Annotated in this window: 17 protein-coding genes; 8 read left to right on the forward strand and 9 right to left on the reverse strand. The window is 40.4% G+C overall.

Annotated elements, in window-relative coordinates:
• Nucleotides 1–62: 62 nt before the first annotated feature.
• The 7 genes from CDG77_RS17205 (at nt 63) to CDG77_RS37650 (ending at nt 6,741) form a co-directional block, all read left to right on the forward strand.
• A complete protein-coding gene (locus tag CDG77_RS17205) occupies nt 63–275 on the forward strand; it encodes a hypothetical protein (protein WP_190233991.1) in 213 nt (70 codons plus the stop codon).
• Between the two features lie 433 nt (nt 276–708).
• Nucleotides 709–1,767 (forward strand): BMP family protein, encoded by a 1,059-nt coding sequence (locus CDG77_RS17210; RefSeq protein ID WP_094330566.1) that lies wholly within the window; start codon nt 709–711, stop codon nt 1,765–1,767.
• 180 nt (nt 1,768–1,947) lie between these two features.
• Nucleotides 1,948–3,429, forward strand: a complete 1,482-nt coding sequence (locus CDG77_RS17215; RefSeq protein ID WP_094330567.1) for an ABC transporter ATP-binding protein — start codon at nt 1,948–1,950, stop codon at nt 3,427–3,429.
• Entirely contained in the window at nt 3,416–4,474 is a 1,059-nt protein-coding gene (locus tag CDG77_RS17220; protein ID WP_094330568.1) for an ABC transporter permease, read from the forward strand. The genes CDG77_RS17215 and CDG77_RS17220 overlap by 14 nt, the downstream gene beginning before the upstream one ends.
• Before the next feature lie 65 nt (nt 4,475–4,539).
• Nucleotides 4,540–5,478 carry an ABC transporter permease gene (locus CDG77_RS17225; RefSeq protein WP_094330569.1) on the forward strand — a complete coding sequence of 313 codons (939 nt, stop codon included), beginning with the start codon at nt 4,540–4,542 and terminating at the stop codon, nt 5,476–5,478.
• Between the two features lie 64 nt (nt 5,479–5,542).
• Nucleotides 5,543–6,244 (forward strand): SDR family NAD(P)-dependent oxidoreductase, encoded by a 702-nt coding sequence (locus tag CDG77_RS17230; RefSeq protein WP_094330570.1) that lies wholly within the window; start codon nt 5,543–5,545, stop codon nt 6,242–6,244.
• A 275-nt stretch (nt 6,245–6,519) separates the two neighbouring features.
• Nucleotides 6,520–6,741, forward strand: coding sequence for a CopG family transcriptional regulator (locus CDG77_RS37650; protein WP_223269841.1), 222 nt, complete (start codon nt 6,520–6,522; stop codon nt 6,739–6,741).
• 229 nt (nt 6,742–6,970) lie between these two features.
• Here the strand turns inward: CDG77_RS37650 and CDG77_RS36585 are convergent, their stop codons facing one another.
• Genes CDG77_RS36585 through CDG77_RS17245 form a run of 4 tightly spaced genes read right to left on the reverse strand, consistent with a single transcriptional unit; the run spans nt 6,971 to nt 12,786 of the window.
• Nucleotides 6,971–7,135 carry an ATP-grasp domain-containing protein gene (locus tag CDG77_RS36585; protein WP_190233993.1) on the reverse strand — a complete coding sequence of 55 codons (165 nt, stop codon included), beginning with the start codon at nt 7,133–7,135 and terminating at the stop codon, nt 6,971–6,973.
• Nucleotides 7,125–7,295 carry a hypothetical protein gene (locus CDG77_RS36590; protein WP_190233992.1) on the reverse strand — a complete coding sequence of 57 codons (171 nt, stop codon included), beginning with the start codon at nt 7,293–7,295 and terminating at the stop codon, nt 7,125–7,127. Before CDG77_RS36590 ends, CDG77_RS36585 begins: the two co-directional genes overlap by 11 nt.
• Before the next feature lie 28 nt (nt 7,296–7,323).
• Nucleotides 7,324–7,548 (reverse strand): hypothetical protein, encoded by a 225-nt coding sequence (locus tag CDG77_RS17240; protein WP_094330571.1) that lies wholly within the window; start codon nt 7,546–7,548, stop codon nt 7,324–7,326.
• Nucleotides 7,549–7,596: 48 nt separating this feature from the next.
• On the reverse strand, nt 7,597–12,786 hold the full coding sequence (locus CDG77_RS17245) for a hypothetical protein (protein WP_094330572.1): 5,190 nt from the start codon (nt 12,784–12,786) through the stop codon (nt 7,597–7,599).
• 47 nt (nt 12,787–12,833) lie between these two features.
• Between CDG77_RS17245 and CDG77_RS17250 the strand changes: the two genes are divergently transcribed.
• A complete protein-coding gene (locus CDG77_RS17250; protein ID WP_223269842.1) occupies nt 12,834–13,364 on the forward strand; it encodes a hypothetical protein in 531 nt (176 codons plus the stop codon).
• A gap of 220 nt (nt 13,365–13,584) precedes the next feature.
• Here CDG77_RS17250 and CDG77_RS17255 read toward each other — a convergent pair whose 3' ends face one another.
• The 5 genes from CDG77_RS17255 to CDG77_RS17275 all read right to left on the reverse strand — a co-directional run bounded on the left by CDG77_RS17255 (nt 13,585) and on the right by CDG77_RS17275 (nt 17,023).
• A complete protein-coding gene (locus tag CDG77_RS17255; protein WP_094330573.1) occupies nt 13,585–13,989 on the reverse strand; it encodes a hypothetical protein in 405 nt (134 codons plus the stop codon).
• A gap of 85 nt (nt 13,990–14,074) precedes the next feature.
• Nucleotides 14,075–14,593: a hypothetical protein gene (locus tag CDG77_RS17260; protein ID WP_094330574.1), complete on the reverse strand. Its 519-nt coding sequence runs from the start codon at nt 14,591–14,593 to the stop codon at nt 14,075–14,077.
• Nucleotides 14,509–15,360, reverse strand: coding sequence for a hypothetical protein (locus CDG77_RS17265; protein WP_094330575.1), 852 nt, complete (start codon nt 15,358–15,360; stop codon nt 14,509–14,511). Before CDG77_RS17265 ends, CDG77_RS17260 begins: the two co-directional genes overlap by 85 nt.
• A gap of 105 nt (nt 15,361–15,465) precedes the next feature.
• Nucleotides 15,466–15,900: a hypothetical protein gene (locus tag CDG77_RS17270; RefSeq protein WP_094330576.1), complete on the reverse strand. Its 435-nt coding sequence runs from the start codon at nt 15,898–15,900 to the stop codon at nt 15,466–15,468.
• Nucleotides 15,901–15,916: 16 nt separating this feature from the next.
• Entirely contained in the window at nt 15,917–17,023 is a 1,107-nt protein-coding gene (locus tag CDG77_RS17275; protein WP_223269847.1) for a ParM/StbA family protein, read from the reverse strand.
• Nucleotides 17,024–17,354 lie beyond the last annotated feature (331 nt).

The raw sequence follows: 17,354 nt of genomic DNA on the forward strand, positions 1-17,354 counted from the left end.
TTAAAATGATTATCATTATTGTTTAAAATTGGATTCTTGGTTTTTGTTGATTAATTTATTCTTTGGAAGTCCCTAAAAGCTACCTGGACACGCTTTACTTTATAGTTGATTGCTATTTTGTTTTCATCAAGGCTGGATTACCTGCACAACTTTTACCTGACTCACCGATTAATACTCAATCAAACCAACTCACCTCTTGGACTCAAACTCCATTTGCAGACGAGAAAGAAGAGGATTCTTCAGGAGAAACATTCAGCCTTGATTTTGATTTGTAACCCCTAGCTCAATAAAGTCTGACACGATTGACTTTTTATCTTTTCTTTAATTCTAGGTTTTTACTATCGCTCTTCCATCACTCTCATCAAACAATAATCGAAGCAGAAAACTGAAACTATCACCCAATCAAGGTTTGAGGCTTTATTTTCTAATAGAAATTCAAAAATCTAGCTAAAAACTGAAAACCGAAGTCTCGTAAGCCTTGCAGCGATTGCTTTTCCCAAGACTGATGAAAGAGCGCTATAGGAATCCTATTTGATTTTTGAAAAAGAGTACGAGATAATACGGCTGAGAGAACAAGTGTAAAAGCAGACTATGATAAACGAGGAGAGACGTTTTTGTGTCTTGATTGAGAAATCCGGGAGAAATTGTTTCCAAAAGACCACCTACGACTTTAGAGTTTTGAAATAACTATCTATCTGAAGGCGAGGTATGACAACAAGCTTTAGTCGGCGTGAATTTATCTTGTTTGGTTCAGCAGCATTTGCTACTAGCTTAGTGGTGCAAGCTTGCACTAATAAGCCGACGACACCAACAGCGACAACAACGGATGGTACTGAAGGGTTTAAAATAGCGATCGCTCTCCCTGGAATGATTACTGACAAAGGCTGGAATCAATCTGGTTATGAAGGAATTAATCTAGCAAAACAAAAGCTAGGTACAGAAACCGCCTATGTAGAAAAAGTAGCACAAGCAGATCAAACAGAAGTATTAACAGATTTTGCTCGTAAAGGCTACAATATCATCTTCGCACATGGCGGACAATTTGATGCTGCAATTGAACAAGTCGCCTCACAGTTCCCCAATACATTTTTTGTGGGTGTGAATGGTAATCTTAAGGCTGAGAATATTGCTTCTTTACGAATAGATCACCTACAAGCTAGTTATTTGTGTGGCATTATCGGTGCTTCTGTCACTAAATCTAATAAATTATCTTATATTGCTGGAGAGAAGTTCCCCGCTACCGAGGGAGAACTCCGGGGATTTGAATTAGGAGCAAAGTCTGTTAAACCAAATATCCAAATTACCTCTACTTTTACAGGTGATTGGAATGATGTTGCCAAAGCCAAGGAAGCGACGCTCGCACTAATTTCTTCTGGTGCTGATGTCATCTATCAATGGTTAGATAATGCCTCAGCCGCAGTCTTACAAACAGCAGGTGAAAAAGGAGTATATGCTTTTGGCAACACCAAGGATCAATTAGATGTTGCACCAAAAGCTGTTTTAACCAGCGCTGTAAAACGCTTAGATTTAGCCATCGCTTACATAGCAGAATTAGCTAAACAAAAACAAATCAAAGGACAAATATATACAATTGGGTTAGAAAGAACAGATATCTTATTTTTAGGAAAATTCGGAGAAATTATACCAGAAGTCGTAAAGCAAAAGGTATTGAATGCAAAGCAAGATATTGTTAATAAAAAAATCGTTTTTGAAGACTGTAAAGAGGCTGGGAAAGATACGCGCTGCCTAAAAAAAGCAACAACATAGTACCGCAGGGCGGAAGCCAAAAAGCTTACAGGGCAAAATTTTTGGGGATTTGGAATGGGCGGTTTATTACGCTGTACTGTAATAGGTTTAGTAGACTAGATTAAAAAACTTTTGTAGTAAGGACTTTAGTCCAGATTTTGAGGACTAAAGTCCTCACTACGAGCTATCATTTTAGTGAATATGAACTATTTGCGCTTAAACAATATTAGCAAACGCTTTGGGTCTTTTATTGCTAACGACAATATCAACCTCTCTGTTGCATCTGGAACCATTCATGCAATACTAGGCGAAAATGGTGCAGGTAAGAGTACTTTAATGAATATTATTAGTGGACTCTATCAACCTGATGCTGGGGAGATTTATCTTCAAGAAGAATCAATAAAAATTACTTCACCAAATGAGGCAATTAAATTAGGGATTGGCATGATTTACCAACATTTCATGCTTGTACCGAAATTGACTGTCACAGAAAATATCATCTTAGGGATGGAGAAAACTTGGCGGCTAAATTTACAAGATAAACAGCAACAAATTGCCGCATTATCCCAAGCTTACGGATTAGAAATTGACCCCACTGCCAAAGTTGAAAATTTATCTGTTGGGGCACAACAACGGGTAGAAATTCTCAAAGTTCTCTACCGGAGAGCAAAGTTGTTGATTCTTGATGAACCTACAGCAGTTTTGACACCGCCAGAAGTAGAATCATTAATTGCTATCTTGCGACAATTGGCAGCCGCAGGTAACACAATCATTTTTATCAGTCATAAATTAGAAGAGGTAATGAATCTCTGTGATTCAGTAACAGTTTTGCGCCAGGGAAAGGTAGTAGCAACAATATTAACTTCAGCAGCGACACCTCAGCAGTTAGCAACATTAATGGTAGGACGTGAGGTAAGTTTACAGTTAAATAAAAGTCCTACATTACCAGGAGAAATCATCCTATCGGTGCAAAATTTACAAGTTGCTGATGAAAGAAATATTCCGGCTGTAAATAATGTATCTTTTGAACTGCGGGCGGGAGAAATTTTAGGAATTGCTGGTGTCGATGGGAATGGACAGCGAGAATTAGCTGATGCCATTGCTTTTGTGCGGACTATTAAGCAGGGTAAAATTGAGTTTACGCCCAAGCATTCCTCAGTGGCCTACATTCCAGAAGATAGGCAGACAATGGGATTGGTGTTGCAATTTAGCATCGCCCAAAATTTGATTTTAAAAGCTTTTAAATATCTGCCATTTTGTCGCCGTTTTTTGTTACAACCAGAAGCGATCGCTAATCGTGCCCAAGCTGCAATGCAAGAGTTTGACATTCGGGCGAATGGGATTGATATCAAGGTAAGTCAGCTTTCGGGAGGAAATCAACAAAAAGTGGTGTTAGCGCGAGAACTGGCCCAAACACCAGCTTTAATAATCGCTATGCAACCCACAAGGGGGTTAGATGTCGGGGCGACAGTAGCCGTCCAGTCTCGAATCTTAACAGAACGCGATCGTGGCGCGGCAATTTTGTATATTTCTACTGAGTTAGAAGAAGTGATGGCAATGAGCGATCGCATTGCCGTAATCTACAGAGGTGAGTTTTTGGCTATTTTGGATGCAGCCACAGCGAAGGTTGAAGAAATTGGTTTTTTGATGGCTGGTGGGGGGTTAATCAATGATCCCAACTAATCGGATGAAATTCCTGTTACCAATCCTATCACCCCTCATTGCGATCTCCTCCGCCCTTATCGTCGGTGCTATCCTCATGCTAATTGCTGGGGCAAATCCCATCACTGCATACAGCATTTTATTTCAAGAATCTATCTCTACCTACTTTGGATTTGGTAACACCCTCACCAAAATGACACCGCTATTGTTCGCTAGTTTGGGCGTGTTAGTAGCATTGCGGGCTGGGCAATTTAATATCGGTGGAGAAGGACAAATTTATCTGGGTGCATTGGGAAGTACTTTAATCGGGTTATATGTGCAAGGATTACCTGCGGTGATTCATATCCCCTTAGCACTTTTGGCAGGATTTTTCTTTGGTGCAGTTTGGGGTTGGATTCCTGGTTATCTCAAAGCCATGCGCGGAGTGAATGAGGTAATTACTACATTATTGCTCAACTATATCGCGGTGAATTTAGTTAGCTACCTCGTACAAAACCCATTAATGGCCACAGGTGCGCCTAGTCCTTATTCGCCATTAATTGCTAAAACATCGCGTTTGCCGATTCTCTTACCGCAAAGCCTTGCCCATGCTGGGATTTTATTCGGTTTAATTGCCGCAGGTATTTTATGGGTATTGTTAGTGCGATCGCCTCTAGGTTATCAAATTACAGCAGTGGGATTTAACCCAATTGCTGCCCGTTATGCCCATATATCTGTTGAACGTACCATTATGCTGGTGATGGCTTTTTCAGGTGGTTTAGCTGGGTTGGCTGGGAGTTGTGAGGTGATGGGGTTGAAATATCGGCTATTTGAACAAGTTTCACCAGGTTACGGATTTGATGCGATTGCGATCGCTTTTTTAAGTCGTGGTAGTGTTATCGGTGTAGTTTTGACTTCTTTGTTTTTTGCAGCGCTTCGCAGTGGTGCAAATGTGATGCAGCGTAGTGCAGGTGTGTCGGTTACAGTAGTTTACGCGATTCAAGGGTTTATGGTGTTATTTATTGCTATCAGTCTCGCGGTCGAAAGAGAAATAAGAGTAAAAACGCAGAGGGACGCCAAGGTTTAACGCAGAGGAACACAAAGAAAACTCTGCGATACTTTGCGCTTCCCTCTGCGTTTAAAAATAACTCCATGAATAATTTCAACTTCTTCTCCGATTACTTAATCGCTACTTTACGCCTAGCCGTCCCCCTAGCATTTGCAGCCCTTGGAGGATTGTACTCGGAACGAGCAGGCGTCTTAAATATCGCCTTAGAAGGAATGTTGCTTACAGGTGCTTTTACTGCTGCTGCTGCCACTTTCTACATAGGTAATCCCTGGCTTGGTATCCTCGCTTCCTTAATTGCAGGTGGATTAGTCGGACTACTCCATGCTGTTTTGTGTGTAACTTTGCGTGTCGATCAATTGGTATCTGGGCTAGCAATTAATCTCGTTGCAGCTGGATTAACATCGTTTTTAGCCCGGTTAGTGTTTAGTGGCAGTAGTACGCAGCAGTTACCTGGAATTGGGGCAATTACTATTCCTGGTTTAGCCAATATTCCCCTAATCGGGCCGCTACTATTTCAGTCAGATTTTTTAGTATACTTATTATTTATCTTAGTCATTTTAACTACATACATTTTATTTAAAACTAGCTTTGGATTGACATTGCGGGCAGTGGGAGAATCTCCGAAAGCTGCTGACACAGCAGGTATTTCTGTAGCATTTGTTCGTTATATCGCTGTGGTGATTAGTGGCTGTCTTGCGAGTTTAGGAGGTGCTTATTTAACTCTCGTACATGTAAGATTTTTTGCCGAAGGGATGAGTGCTGGTAAAGGATTTATTGCGATCGCAGCATTAATTTTTGGCAGATGGCATCCTATAGGTAGTGCTTTAGCTTGTTTGCTATTTGGGGCTACAGAAGCTTTACAACTGCGAATTCAGGCATTAGGCGCAAATATCCCTTACCAATTTTTAGTCATGCTACCTTATGCGATCGCTTTATTGGCATTAGTCGGTAAGTTGGGCAAATCTACACCTCCTAAAGCTTTAGGTACTCCCTACTTTGGAGAAAATCACCAGCCACACTAAAAAAACGTACTATTCCCTGATTCAACATTTCTGCAAGCATTCTTAACACAAGGTAGAACATCAGATGGAATCCACGCAAGACAAATGGGCATTAGTCACAGGTGGGAACCGAGGGATTGGGTTTGCCATCGCTCAAGGTCTACTAGCAAAAGGTTACTCGATAATTATCACTTCGCGTTCGCTTGATAACGCAAAACTTGCGGTTCAGAAGCTTCAATCAAAGATAATTCCTGTCGAATTGGATGTCACTGATGATCGCTCTATCGATGAAGCAGTAAAAACCCTGCACCAGAAAATTTCTCGGTTAGATGTTTTAATCAATAATGCTGGCGTGTATCCAGATAAGGATGTAAATATTCTTACCATTGACCGGGAGTTACTTGATTCCACCATGAATGCCAACACCTTTGGCGCAATTCGGATGGTGCAGGCATTTTTACCCCTGTTGGAAAAATCCCCCGATGCCAGAGTTGTCAACGTTTCAAGCGGATATGGAGCATTAGAAGGCTTGTCTTACGATGTCCCAAGTTACTGCCTATCAAAGCTGGCATTAAATGGTGCAACAATTATGCTGGCACAAGCCTTACAATCTTTTGGAATTGTTGTCAATTCCATTTGTCCGGGGTGGGTTAAAACAGATATGGGTGGGTCATCAGCACCGCACACGCCAGCAGAAGGAGCCGACACTGCTATTTGGCTCGCTACTGATGCTCCACGCAATATAAACGGTAAATTTTTGCGAGATCGTAAAGTAATTTCTTTTTAGATGTTAATTGTCGCAAAAAAGACTGCGTGTTCACCAGTACCACTTGCTATGATAAAACGCTAGCTTCCCAATCCCAAATTAAAACTGTATCTGAAATTCACATAAGTGATTTATTAGTGAAGTTTTTGATTATACGTAAATACCTTAAAAAACTTATGTTTATAATAGTATGACCGCAAGGCAAGTATGAATCTAGTTAATAACTGTTATTTATCAACCATTGCTAGAGTGCAATGTCCGTTTAATTTATCAACTTTTAAAAATCCGAACAAGTTATGAATAAAAAATGGGCTATCAAACGAATCACGATAAATCTCGCATCAACTGAGAGTGAAAAACTTGAACGCTATTGTGCAATCACAGGCAGACCAGCAACTGATGTCATTCGAGAGTTGATTCGCTCTCTTGAAGTCACTCATCTTCAAGAGAGCAAACATCCTGCACCCATGAAGCCTAGCTCTGTTACTCATGAACCACAGCCAGTTAGTATCGTTTAGAGATAGAGCGATATTGAAGCAATGATTGATTACTCAAAGGTTTCTCGCTTCCTGCGATCGCAATTTTTAAGCTGCGGCAGCATTTGGAAGTTGCAAGGTAATAGGAGTTGAAAGCCTTCTCCATTGGGGTTTTAAGCAAGTTAAAATTTTCTTGCTTACTTTTGTTTCTTACTCAGACTTTATAACCTAAACAATATCTTTTCTGTTGGCAATCCACTTCATGGGCTTGTTAACTATCAATCCACAGTTGAGCAAAACGTTCAGCCGTCCATCCAATAATATCTGATACCTGCCCATCACCAATTTCTACGATTCGCTTAGTACCATCTCTACGCTCTATCACATCAACAGAGAAAAACTGGCTCTCAATTCGCTTGGCACACTCAAGAGCCAGGAGTTGGGGCTGGAATAATCTTTGATGAACCCGTTCCTAACGACTCTAAAGAAATAACTCCAGTTGTAAACCCAGCATTTTGTATACAAGCAACTTGCTCCGAGTAGGCTGCATCCGCTTTTTTAGGATTGAAGTAATCGCTAGGAAAAAGAAATATCACAATATCTCAACCAAATATATTTTCTTTACTAATCACACAAGAGTACTCTTTCGATTTTATCATCTGCCTCTCCATCCAATTTCAGGCGGAACCAGCCCTGTGAGCGTTCGCTGTTTTTGGGGTACTCCGTACAACGATTGTCAATCCGTGCAGTATCCCAAACGAGTGTGCCTGACTTTTCATCATCTAAACCCCGCTTGATAAACACAACATTTTCCTGCTGGTCTGTATAAGCTACCCTAGTGTTCTTCATAGCTTGATTCTCTTTTTCATTACTGAAAAGGGCTATTTTAGGATAAATCTATCTTTGTAAGTCTACTTGTTGCGCTTGAGATTTAGCTAATATTTTATCAATTTGAGTATTAACATCTTCAAAAGTTTGTAATATCTGTGGAGTTAGTTTATTAGTCTGCACTCTCCCTGATTGCAAGTTTAAAATTACCTCCCCATTTTTCTGCGAAATAGTTAAATCTCTCTGCTGGGTATTGAAAGCCAAGTCATAAATTTTCCCTTGGACTTTAGTACCATTTTCATCAGATTTACCCCAGGCCATGCCAATCTTTTGAGCAATTTGAGTGAGCCGACTGATGGCTTCAAGTTCAAATTTATCTTTATTCATTACTGTCAATGCTTCGGCTGATAATTGCTCACTAGCTTTAAACCGATTAGCCACTTCTACAATGCGTTTTTTGTAATTCTCCGACTTCCCTAACTTATCTGCGGCATTGTACCAATTTCTTAAATCATCAATGGTAACTGATTGAGGTTGGACTTCTTGTTTGGTTGCAGCTCTGTTTTGTAGTTCAGGAAACGGGACTATAAAACCCTCCACATAATCCCCCAACGGCTCTAGATGTAGTCCCCAGACTTGCTGTTTTTCAGTGAATAATTCTGGTAATGCTTTGGGTGAGTGCTTTTCCATGTCAGCCCATTGCTGTTGATAAACGGGGTCAGCAATCATAGAGGGTGTGATTTGATACTGCTTACCGACTCGAAAGGCGACTTGCTTATCAATACCTGTCGCCAGAGCAATATCGCCTTCCTTAAACCCATACTGTTTGTATGGCTCTTTAGCTCTTGTGGTGTGAGTTCGACCATATCCTCTCATCGCATCAATACAAGTGTTTACTGGTATTGGATTAGTGTCACCATGCATCATTAATGGGTAGTTCATGGGAATCGGTTTGCCTTTGATGACAAAAGGGGCGACATTTTGAACCTCTTGGTTTGGGTGGAATTGAGCGCTTTGTTGAGGCGGGGACAATGCTGATTGAGATGGTGGTTTCAAAAACTGCGGTCGTGTGGCAAGGGAGCTAACAAATTGTTGATAGTCACTATCCGTTTCAATCACAGCCCCGAATTTCTTGGTCATGCTCGACAAAGTTTTGGCAGGGATAGAGCTATCAACCAAGTTAAATACCGCTAGACCTTTCTTAGTTTCCCTGATAACATCTTCTATTGGTACTTGCTGCCATTCAACTTTTTGAGCAGTTAACCATTTAGTCACAGTCTCAGCTTTCTGGTTGTCAACAGCCAAACCCATGACTCCAAGTTTTTTGTTTGATTCTGTAGAAAATAAGAAAGTAGGACGCTCTTTAATATGATGTAGAATATTCGCACTACTCTCAATCATCTCTTGTTGTTCAGAATTAACTGATTGAGTCCCAAAAGCCTGAAATTCCTTCGTCCACCTCTGGGGATATTCAACGGTATTAGGGTCTATTTGAGCGCAAATAACAGAAAAATTACTTTCAATGATAGCGTCGGCGGGTGTAAGTTTTCCGGTTTTGAGTAGCCCAAGTTGTCTGAGCGCGTCTTTGTCTTTTTTGAAGTGCAATACCCCCAGAGGTTCACCATTCAAAAATACAGCATCTCTAGTTTTAGAAGCTGAGGTTTCGATAGTCAGTTTTCGGTAATCTTGATCGTTGAATGTCTGACCAGAAAAATCATAAAAGTTAATTTTATTAATTTTGAGGAGATTTCCATTAGGAGACTCACCCAGGACAAAAGCTTGATCTCCTGTCTCAGAGATTGACGTGAGCTTTAATTTTAGGGGATTACCATTTTTCAGGTAATCAATTTGTTTCAACTGTTGGGCAGAATCACTGTCTAACTCACCCAGGGTTTTGCCATCAAGTTTGATTTTTACTGTTTTATCAGGAATCGGCACAGTGCCAAATTCTAAGTTTACGGGTTGGTCGTTAAAAACAAGTCCTGCATAAGAGAAGTTCTTGAGTTCACGGATAGTAATTTCAACCGGCTCGTTTCCTGGTAGTCCAATAGTTGCTGATGCTGTGGCTGGTTCTACCCCAACCATACAAGAGAGCGCTTTCGTACCAATGGGAAGCTGTGCAGTTCTGGTTTCAAGCATGGCGAATTCCTTATATTCGCCGTCACTATCCTGGACAAACATTAGCCTGGAAACATGGCGCTCATGCCCAACTGGGTGGTGAGAAGCTCTGATTTCTATCGGGTGTTTTTCGGTGGGATTCCAGTCTCGACCCAAAAAATGATTCGCTTCATTATTTAATGTGACTAACTTCGGCTCAGTAAATTGCAATTTATCTAAGCGAGAAATAATCTCATTGGGGAAAGCAGCGAAGGCGAAATTGGAAACTTTTTTGGCGATCGCTTGGGGGTTTGCGTTTTCTTTTCTTGCAACTTCGAGTTCATCCTGGCGGGATGCACAGATGTTCCAAGCGGCAGCAGCAGATGCAAGTTTTTCTGACTCTGGGATAGAAGCGTAAAATGCTTCAGATGCATCATTTGCCAAGGCAAAGAGTAGTTTAGTTTGGCTTCTAGTAAGTTCTGGTTTTAGTTCTAGGAGTTTAGCTGCCTGCATGGTCATCCCCGCCTTGAGGTTGTGGTCAGTCACCGATTGTTGGCTAACTGTCCCCAGGTTGCGGTAAGCGGGTTTTCCATCTGACCCAACCTCGCCATCTATCTGTGCAACTGCTAATAATTTATGGGGGCGTTCACTGTTTGTGAATTTAATCTCATAATAGCGAATGTTCAACGTCTGGGCTTTCCAGATTAAGGGATGCCCGTAACGGGTGAGATTGGTAATTTCGAGTTGCGTTCCTGAATCCGTTTGAACAACTGCGCTAGGGCCAGACTCTGTTTCTCGCCGCCTTGAGGCACGAACCGCAGCGTTGAATTTCAGATCAAACTCGTACTTGGCGGCGATCGCTGCAAATTTTTGCTGTGGTGTAAATTCTACTCCTTGGAACAAGTCTTTAAACTGAACGATGGGGCGCGATTCTAACTGTGATTCTTGGAAATATTTATTGGTTTGGCTAATTAATAATTCTACTGGTGAGTAGCCCTTTGGTGTTATCCCCGTGTTTAAATAAACTGAAGGCGACTTTTTATCTTTAATATAATTAACATCACGATACAAGTAGCGGTTGTTTTCCCGGATTAAATTCATCTCAGGTTTTTTAGCACTTTTGAATAAATCAACCGCTATTTGGTTTTGATAACATCCTTCTTCAATCATGCTCCGGTACATTTGACGGTTAATGTCCATTGCTTGCTGGATAATTTCGGGAGTTCTTTGACAATGAGCAATTTCAACAACCCCTTGCATATAAGGCTTGTATTCTTCTCGAATTAACTTTGGCTCTTTCTGGCGTTCTTGCTCAAACAGGGTTTCGTAATGGTTAGAAACTTGGTCTAGATAATTTGATTTCTGCTCAAAAGTACCGTAAGTCTTTAGTACCTCAATTTCCGATTCTAATGCCTCTAGTGCTGTCACTTGATTGTTGATTATGCCCACGCTGATGCTATCACTCATGTGGATAGCGATTTTTTCAAATGGGGGCTGGGTTCCATCTGTGGGATCATAAAATGATTGTTTTTTGAGCTTAACCGTGGGTGAATAGGCGTTTTGAGGAAGATTTCTTCGCTCTGCCTCTGCTGTTAAGTTGGGATGTAAGCTGGCTTTTGCCACACCAATGCAGTCACCATCGTAGTCTCGTGCTTGGCGTTCTGATTCGGTTTCGAGGGGATTAACTTCGTTGTGTTCAATGCCTTGAGTTTCTAGCGCCTCAATCCTCGCAAGTATACGTTTGTGGTCTTCATCGTTGACTACAATTATTCCTTGCAAAGATTTACCATCTGGCGCAACACTGTCTTCAACATGTTTATTAGTAGAGACACACAATCCATTAGAGTTGAGGAAAGGAGAGCGAAAGTTAAGAACTTTTTCTCCAAGCTTCAGCCAAGGGACACAGATTTCACCATTTTTGAGTTCCTTAGAGGGAATAATCATTCCTCGGTCAAAAGTAAGCGTTTTCCCAACAGCAATATCTCGCCACTCACTTTGTACAAACCGACTTAATTCCTGTTTAACCTTCTCAGTTTCTAAAAGCTGCTGATGCCCTAGTAAATCGGCTTTAATGAGTTTGTACATGAACAAGTCATCTTTAGCACTCTCGTCATCCAACTCCTGATCTGCATCTAAGTCATCATTTGTCCCTAAGTTTTTAACATCTGTTTCTTGATTGATAATATCTGATGTTTTTAATTTATTTTGACTCAATGATTCTTTACGTTTTTCATATCTTTCACAATAGTAAGCAGCAACATTTCTAGGGTCATCTTGAATAGAGGCTAATCTTTGAGCTTGCACCTCTAGTGACTCGGCAAAATCTTTAATTCCTTGGGGGAAAGATGCCAGCAGTTGGGAGATAGACATCTGACCTTGCTGAGATTGCCCTTTTTCAGCTAACCAAATATTTTGCTGATATAATCCTGGTTGAATTTGAGGTTTTGTGGGGCCTTTGGGTCTATCCTTGTCTGTTCCCTTAAAACTGCTTACGGGGAGAATTATGTCTATTTTGGGTTTGTTATTTGGATCTGCATATTTGATTTCGTCTAATCTGTATGGTCGGAGTGTTCCTTTGCCAAAACGATATTTAGTAGTATCTTCTCCAACTCCATCCACCCAACCAAATCGATGCTGAATTACACGATAACTTTTATCTGGTTGAGATTCTCTTAAGGTTACTTTGTCATAGAGTTGTGTTGAAATCTGCCCATAACAGTCACCAACTAATTTATATGCTAAATCATTTGATAATATCCCTCCATTTTCACCAGCCTTTTCAGTAGAATCATCTACTACCAGAATGTTTAGCTTTTCGTGAATCGCATTTTTACAAGCCCCAAGAAAGATGGAACCATAAGCCCCACGGTCTTTACTATCGGGACAAATTTTTGGGATAACTTCTAAGCATTCTTTATCTCCATAAAGTAAGCGAGTCTTAGAAGATAGCAATAAAATCTGTCCATCTGGATGATTCTTTAATTCTTCAGCAGTGCTGTATTCATCTGAGTGTCCAAATGAAAATTCTTTATCAGGAAAGTAGAATTCCAGTAAAGTATTATTGAGCTTTTCAGTTAGAATTGATTGAGAGTTCGTTTTGTTATCGTCTGTATAGATCCACTGATTTAAACGAGGGTCAAAATGCTTAAATTCCAAAGTCATAATATTTAAAGTTTGATGAACATTAATTAATTTTTTGAGAGGTTTTTATGTCAAGGGTTAAGCGTTGGATAAATATGCACAAGAAAGAGTTCCATCCAGATGGCAGCTTGAAAAATGAAGCTCGACAAGAAATGTTATCTGTAGGAATGAGTAACGAGGCAATTGATGATTATGCCTCTAGACTAAAAGCAAGATACGACGAGTGGAAGCACTTGGACGAAACTGATCCAGAGCCGTGGCCAATCTACACAGCCTACGATTTCTTCACTGAACAAGAAAAAAAAGAATTCAACCCAGATGGTTGTCTCAGACCTGAATATGTAGAATATGCTCGTCAAATTGGCATCAGTGAAAGTGCCCTCGAACAGCTTGAGTGGCGTAAGAAAATAGAGGTTGATGATTATAATGAAATGTCTGCCTCACACATAGAACAAGGCATCAACTTTGGTGAATGGTTGATGCAAGGGAGGATTGGAAACAGCAGAACTTACGTCCAACGTCGGCAGCAGATGGAGCAAGACCTGCGTAACTTTGAGCCGGAAGACAGTTTGCCTTTCGACAAGGACACCTCTTATTAAAGTAGGTGAGTTACCCTGTAAAGAAAGTTTTTATCCATCAAATGCAGTGATTTGACCTGAATATGTGAAAAAAAGCGATCGCCTCACCTTGGGCATGAAAGTAAATATTCATAAACTGCCTTTTTACTCCGTTGACTTGAAAGATTTTAGAAATTACTGATGGAGTATCATAGTCAGTAATCGCAGTGCAGTAAATAAATATACTGCACTGTCACTGTGTTTATCTATGATGTTTTTTACTGTGTGGTGGGGTGCTTTTTGATAATTGTTTGCTAAGAGATAATTCCGACGAAGAATTGCTAGATATTAATGATGAAGTAGCTATTTTATACATGGCAAAACAGCAAGAAATAGCGACTAGGGAGATTAAAGTAGCCTGACCAATTATTTTCCACGAGTTGAAAGTCACTTGAGACTGAACTCGCCTAAAGAAAACAGACTCTAACTTTTGCTGAGTCGTGCGATTTTTCAAGTACTCTAAAACTTGCAGACATTCAGATATGTCCTCGCCTTTGTGGACTTTTTGGCACAGCAGAATTTCTAAACGTTCAATGCGACGTTCTGGAGTAGATAAATTAATATCGTCCCAATCATCCCAAAGTTTAATTTCTTTTAGTTCGTTCATAACTTCATCCCTCTATCAAACTGTTGATGCTGTTCAAAAGATAGGGAAAACCAAAACAGACAGTTTCTCTTTCCCAAAAACTTAATTACTTGCGTCGTTTAGATTTGCTCTTATTACGTTCATACTCAGCAACGATATCCTTTGCTTGTCCCGGAAGAATCACACTTTTATTGTTGAATCGCATTTGGTATACCAGATAACAGAGACTTTTAGTATCAGGGCAGGAAAGATTTGTTGGCAGATTAATGATTGGCACGACTGTAGCAGTTGTAGAAATCAAAACGGCAGAGATGAAAAAGAAAATCCCAGAGCGACCAGAACCAACCCAACCACCAACCCAGAAAAGAAGTCCTTTGCATTGTTCAAAGTGTTTTTGACGAAGTTTTTGACGTTCTAGTTGTGCTTCGTTCCATGCCTGTATTTTTTCCAGCTTTTGATAAGCTAATTTATTGGCTTTAGCATCAGAGGTTTTTTCTACTTGAATGTCAATGGTGCGTTCTTTGGCTGCAATTTCTTGTTTTAATCGGTATTCATTCCATTCTTGGATACGTTGGGCGACAGCATCGGCATTGGCGAAGAAGGCAATAAGGGTGTCGTCTCCCAAATCATTCCAGATAACTGTGCCCTCTGTTGCTTTTTTTGGGCGATTCGAGCCATGATTCTTTCTTCTAATTGAGCAAACAGATTATTTCCCGAATCGCTCTGTTGCAATTTCAATGCGACATTTTTCAGGTAAAGTGATTGAACTAAGCCAGTTACTTCTTCAGCTTCGGCGGCAGTAATCCTATCAATAAGATTAGATAAATCATCTCTGGCCGCTACAGCTTTTTCACTAACATTCTCAATCACTGCATCTAATTTTAGTTGCTGAGAAATCCCAGACTCATTTAGAACAGCTAACTCAGATGCAACTTCTTCAAAGGATTTATTTTGCTCTTTTATTGATTTGTAGGTTTCAAGAAAGCGCTCACACTCATCTGGGCTATACTCATCTTGCTCAGATAGTCCGCAGACTTGGAGAATTATTAAAGCCTGAGAAAGTGCGATTTTATAGCCTCTTTCACGAGCAATAACTAGTAATTCAGTGATATCTAATGGTAATTGGGCTTTCTTCCCTTGTTTTTTCCCCCCATTCTTCGTTGACGACGAGGAATTGCCCTGAGTTTCTGACAGTGCATTGTCAACAACTGGAGATAATAGAGCCATTACTTCCTCATCATTTCCACCCTGCTCAATTAAGGTGCGACACTCACGAAACCTGTCTGCATCATTCTCGGTATATGACTCTTTTTCAGGTATCCCACTCAAGCGTAAAGTCCGGCTAATTTCGGATGGTGAGAGGTTGTTGAAAAGTTCTTGTGGTTGATACATAATCATGCACTCCTAGTTAAAAAGCCTGAAACGACATATTTGCGTTAATGAAAAAGATGCTCCCAAAGGAGCAATGCGTCAAATCAATTCAAAAAATGGTCAGTCCTAAAACGGATTTAACCAGTCAGTTCCTAACTCCGATTCTTCTGGTACGGGAGTTCTGGCTATTTGTAATGGTTCTTTGACTGAAGTCCTGGATATTGGTAATGGTGATGATTGTATTAGTTGTAGTGGTTGTGATTGATTAGAGGCTACTGCAATCATCGGCGTTCCCTGAGAGGGGATTTCTCCCAGCAGTCCCATCAGATATGAAGAGTGTAGTTGAAGGCGGTAAAGACAACCACGAATGTGTGGCTCTAAATCCACAGATTGATCCATAGCTTGATAAGCTAAAGGCAACCAATAGCTGCTAATAGCAATCATCGCCATATCCCTAGCAGGATAAAGAGTATTCCTGGAATTTAGATATTTAATCACCATTGCTTCGGAACTATCAGCCTTAACTCTACTTCGTAAGCGAAACTCAACATCTGAAAACATTTCATTATTCCTTTAATTAAGAAGCACGATGAGTTGAAATGGATGACGTAGCGTGTTGGTAACGAAACAATCCATATACATCAGTGAAACGCAAGCACAAGGCATCTTTTTTAATCGGCAGGTTAAAAGCTAAACGCACATCCTCAGATAATTCTGCTGCCCATGAAATGTCGGTATGAGTAAACAAATTTTTCAACTCCGAACCTAAATATTCCGACGTTCCACCACCAATAATGACTTGCTCAATATGGGCAGGAATATTAATTTTGAGCCAAGTGGATACCTTTTCCCAGTATTCTTTACGAGATAAGTCAGCCACTTCAATAATTTGTGCTATCTCCTCAACCTGAAAATCAGACTTCTTGCTCCGAGCCAAAGGTTTGCAGTATCTCGGTTTCAATGTCGGGCCTGATAGATGAACAGCCTTTAACAGTTCATGTAAGTTTTGCCCTGATGTTCGGCTTTTGATTCTCTCCAGCATCCACGCCAAGCCCAATCCTTCCGTCTTTCCAGTTGAGATACCACGCTCAAAGATTACGGCTGATATATCCCGAAAACCCAGCATCACCACAGCAATGTTCATTTTATTGAAATCTGTGCCAAGTTTTTTACTTCGCGTCAATATCAGTCCCCCACCTTCGGGCAAGCACTGAAAGTTAATCAAATTTATACAAAATTGTTTCCCTCGAAAGCTAAAGCTAGACAGTGCCTTAGTTAAACCCCTCTCCAATCTTTCTCTATCTTCCCACTCCCCATAAGGCAATAGCAGTCCCAAGGATAAATCAAAGTTTGCCTTCAAAGAATCTCTAATCGCTATTGCCCCCACTGCTGCCAAAGTTTTTGGAATCGCGTTCTCATACTTGAGTTCTAAAAAATTGATTCGCGCTTCAAAATACTTTTGTGCCAAAAACCCAACCGCATAATATTCTTCGTTGTACTCTATCCACGCTTCATTCTCTGGATTGGGCCGATTCATTTGCCCAGACTCATATAAATCCAACGAATCTTTGGAAATCTTAATTAACTCTGGTTCCATACACAGCAATTCTGACTTGTACGAAATCTCCGAGAGAACACGATAAACCATCTTCGTCATTGAAGTTCCCGGATCAAGACTCAACATTAAATCCACAAGAAAAATTCTCCCTGTTTTTGACCCTTTTTTTGTCTATCTAATTGATAATTACTCTCAACTTGAACCGCCCAAACCGTGATTTTTTCCACATTTACGAAGAAAGATTACAGTTTTGGCAATACTCTTTGACAAATCATAAATTCGTGCATCTGATAGAAAATCTCCACAAAATCCCTCAATTCCCAATTTTCACCAATTACATTCAACATCTCCCAATATCTAAACAATATCTCCCAAATCTCTAATTCATTTCTTACCTTTTCAACTATTTAACATCATCCCCTCACCAAATTCTCATTAGCTTAATATTTTCCAACAA

The sequence above is a fragment of the Nostoc sp. 'Peltigera membranacea cyanobiont' 213 genome, assembly GCF_002245975.1.
Lineage (GTDB): Bacteria > Cyanobacteriota > Cyanobacteriia > Cyanobacteriales > Nostocaceae > Nostoc.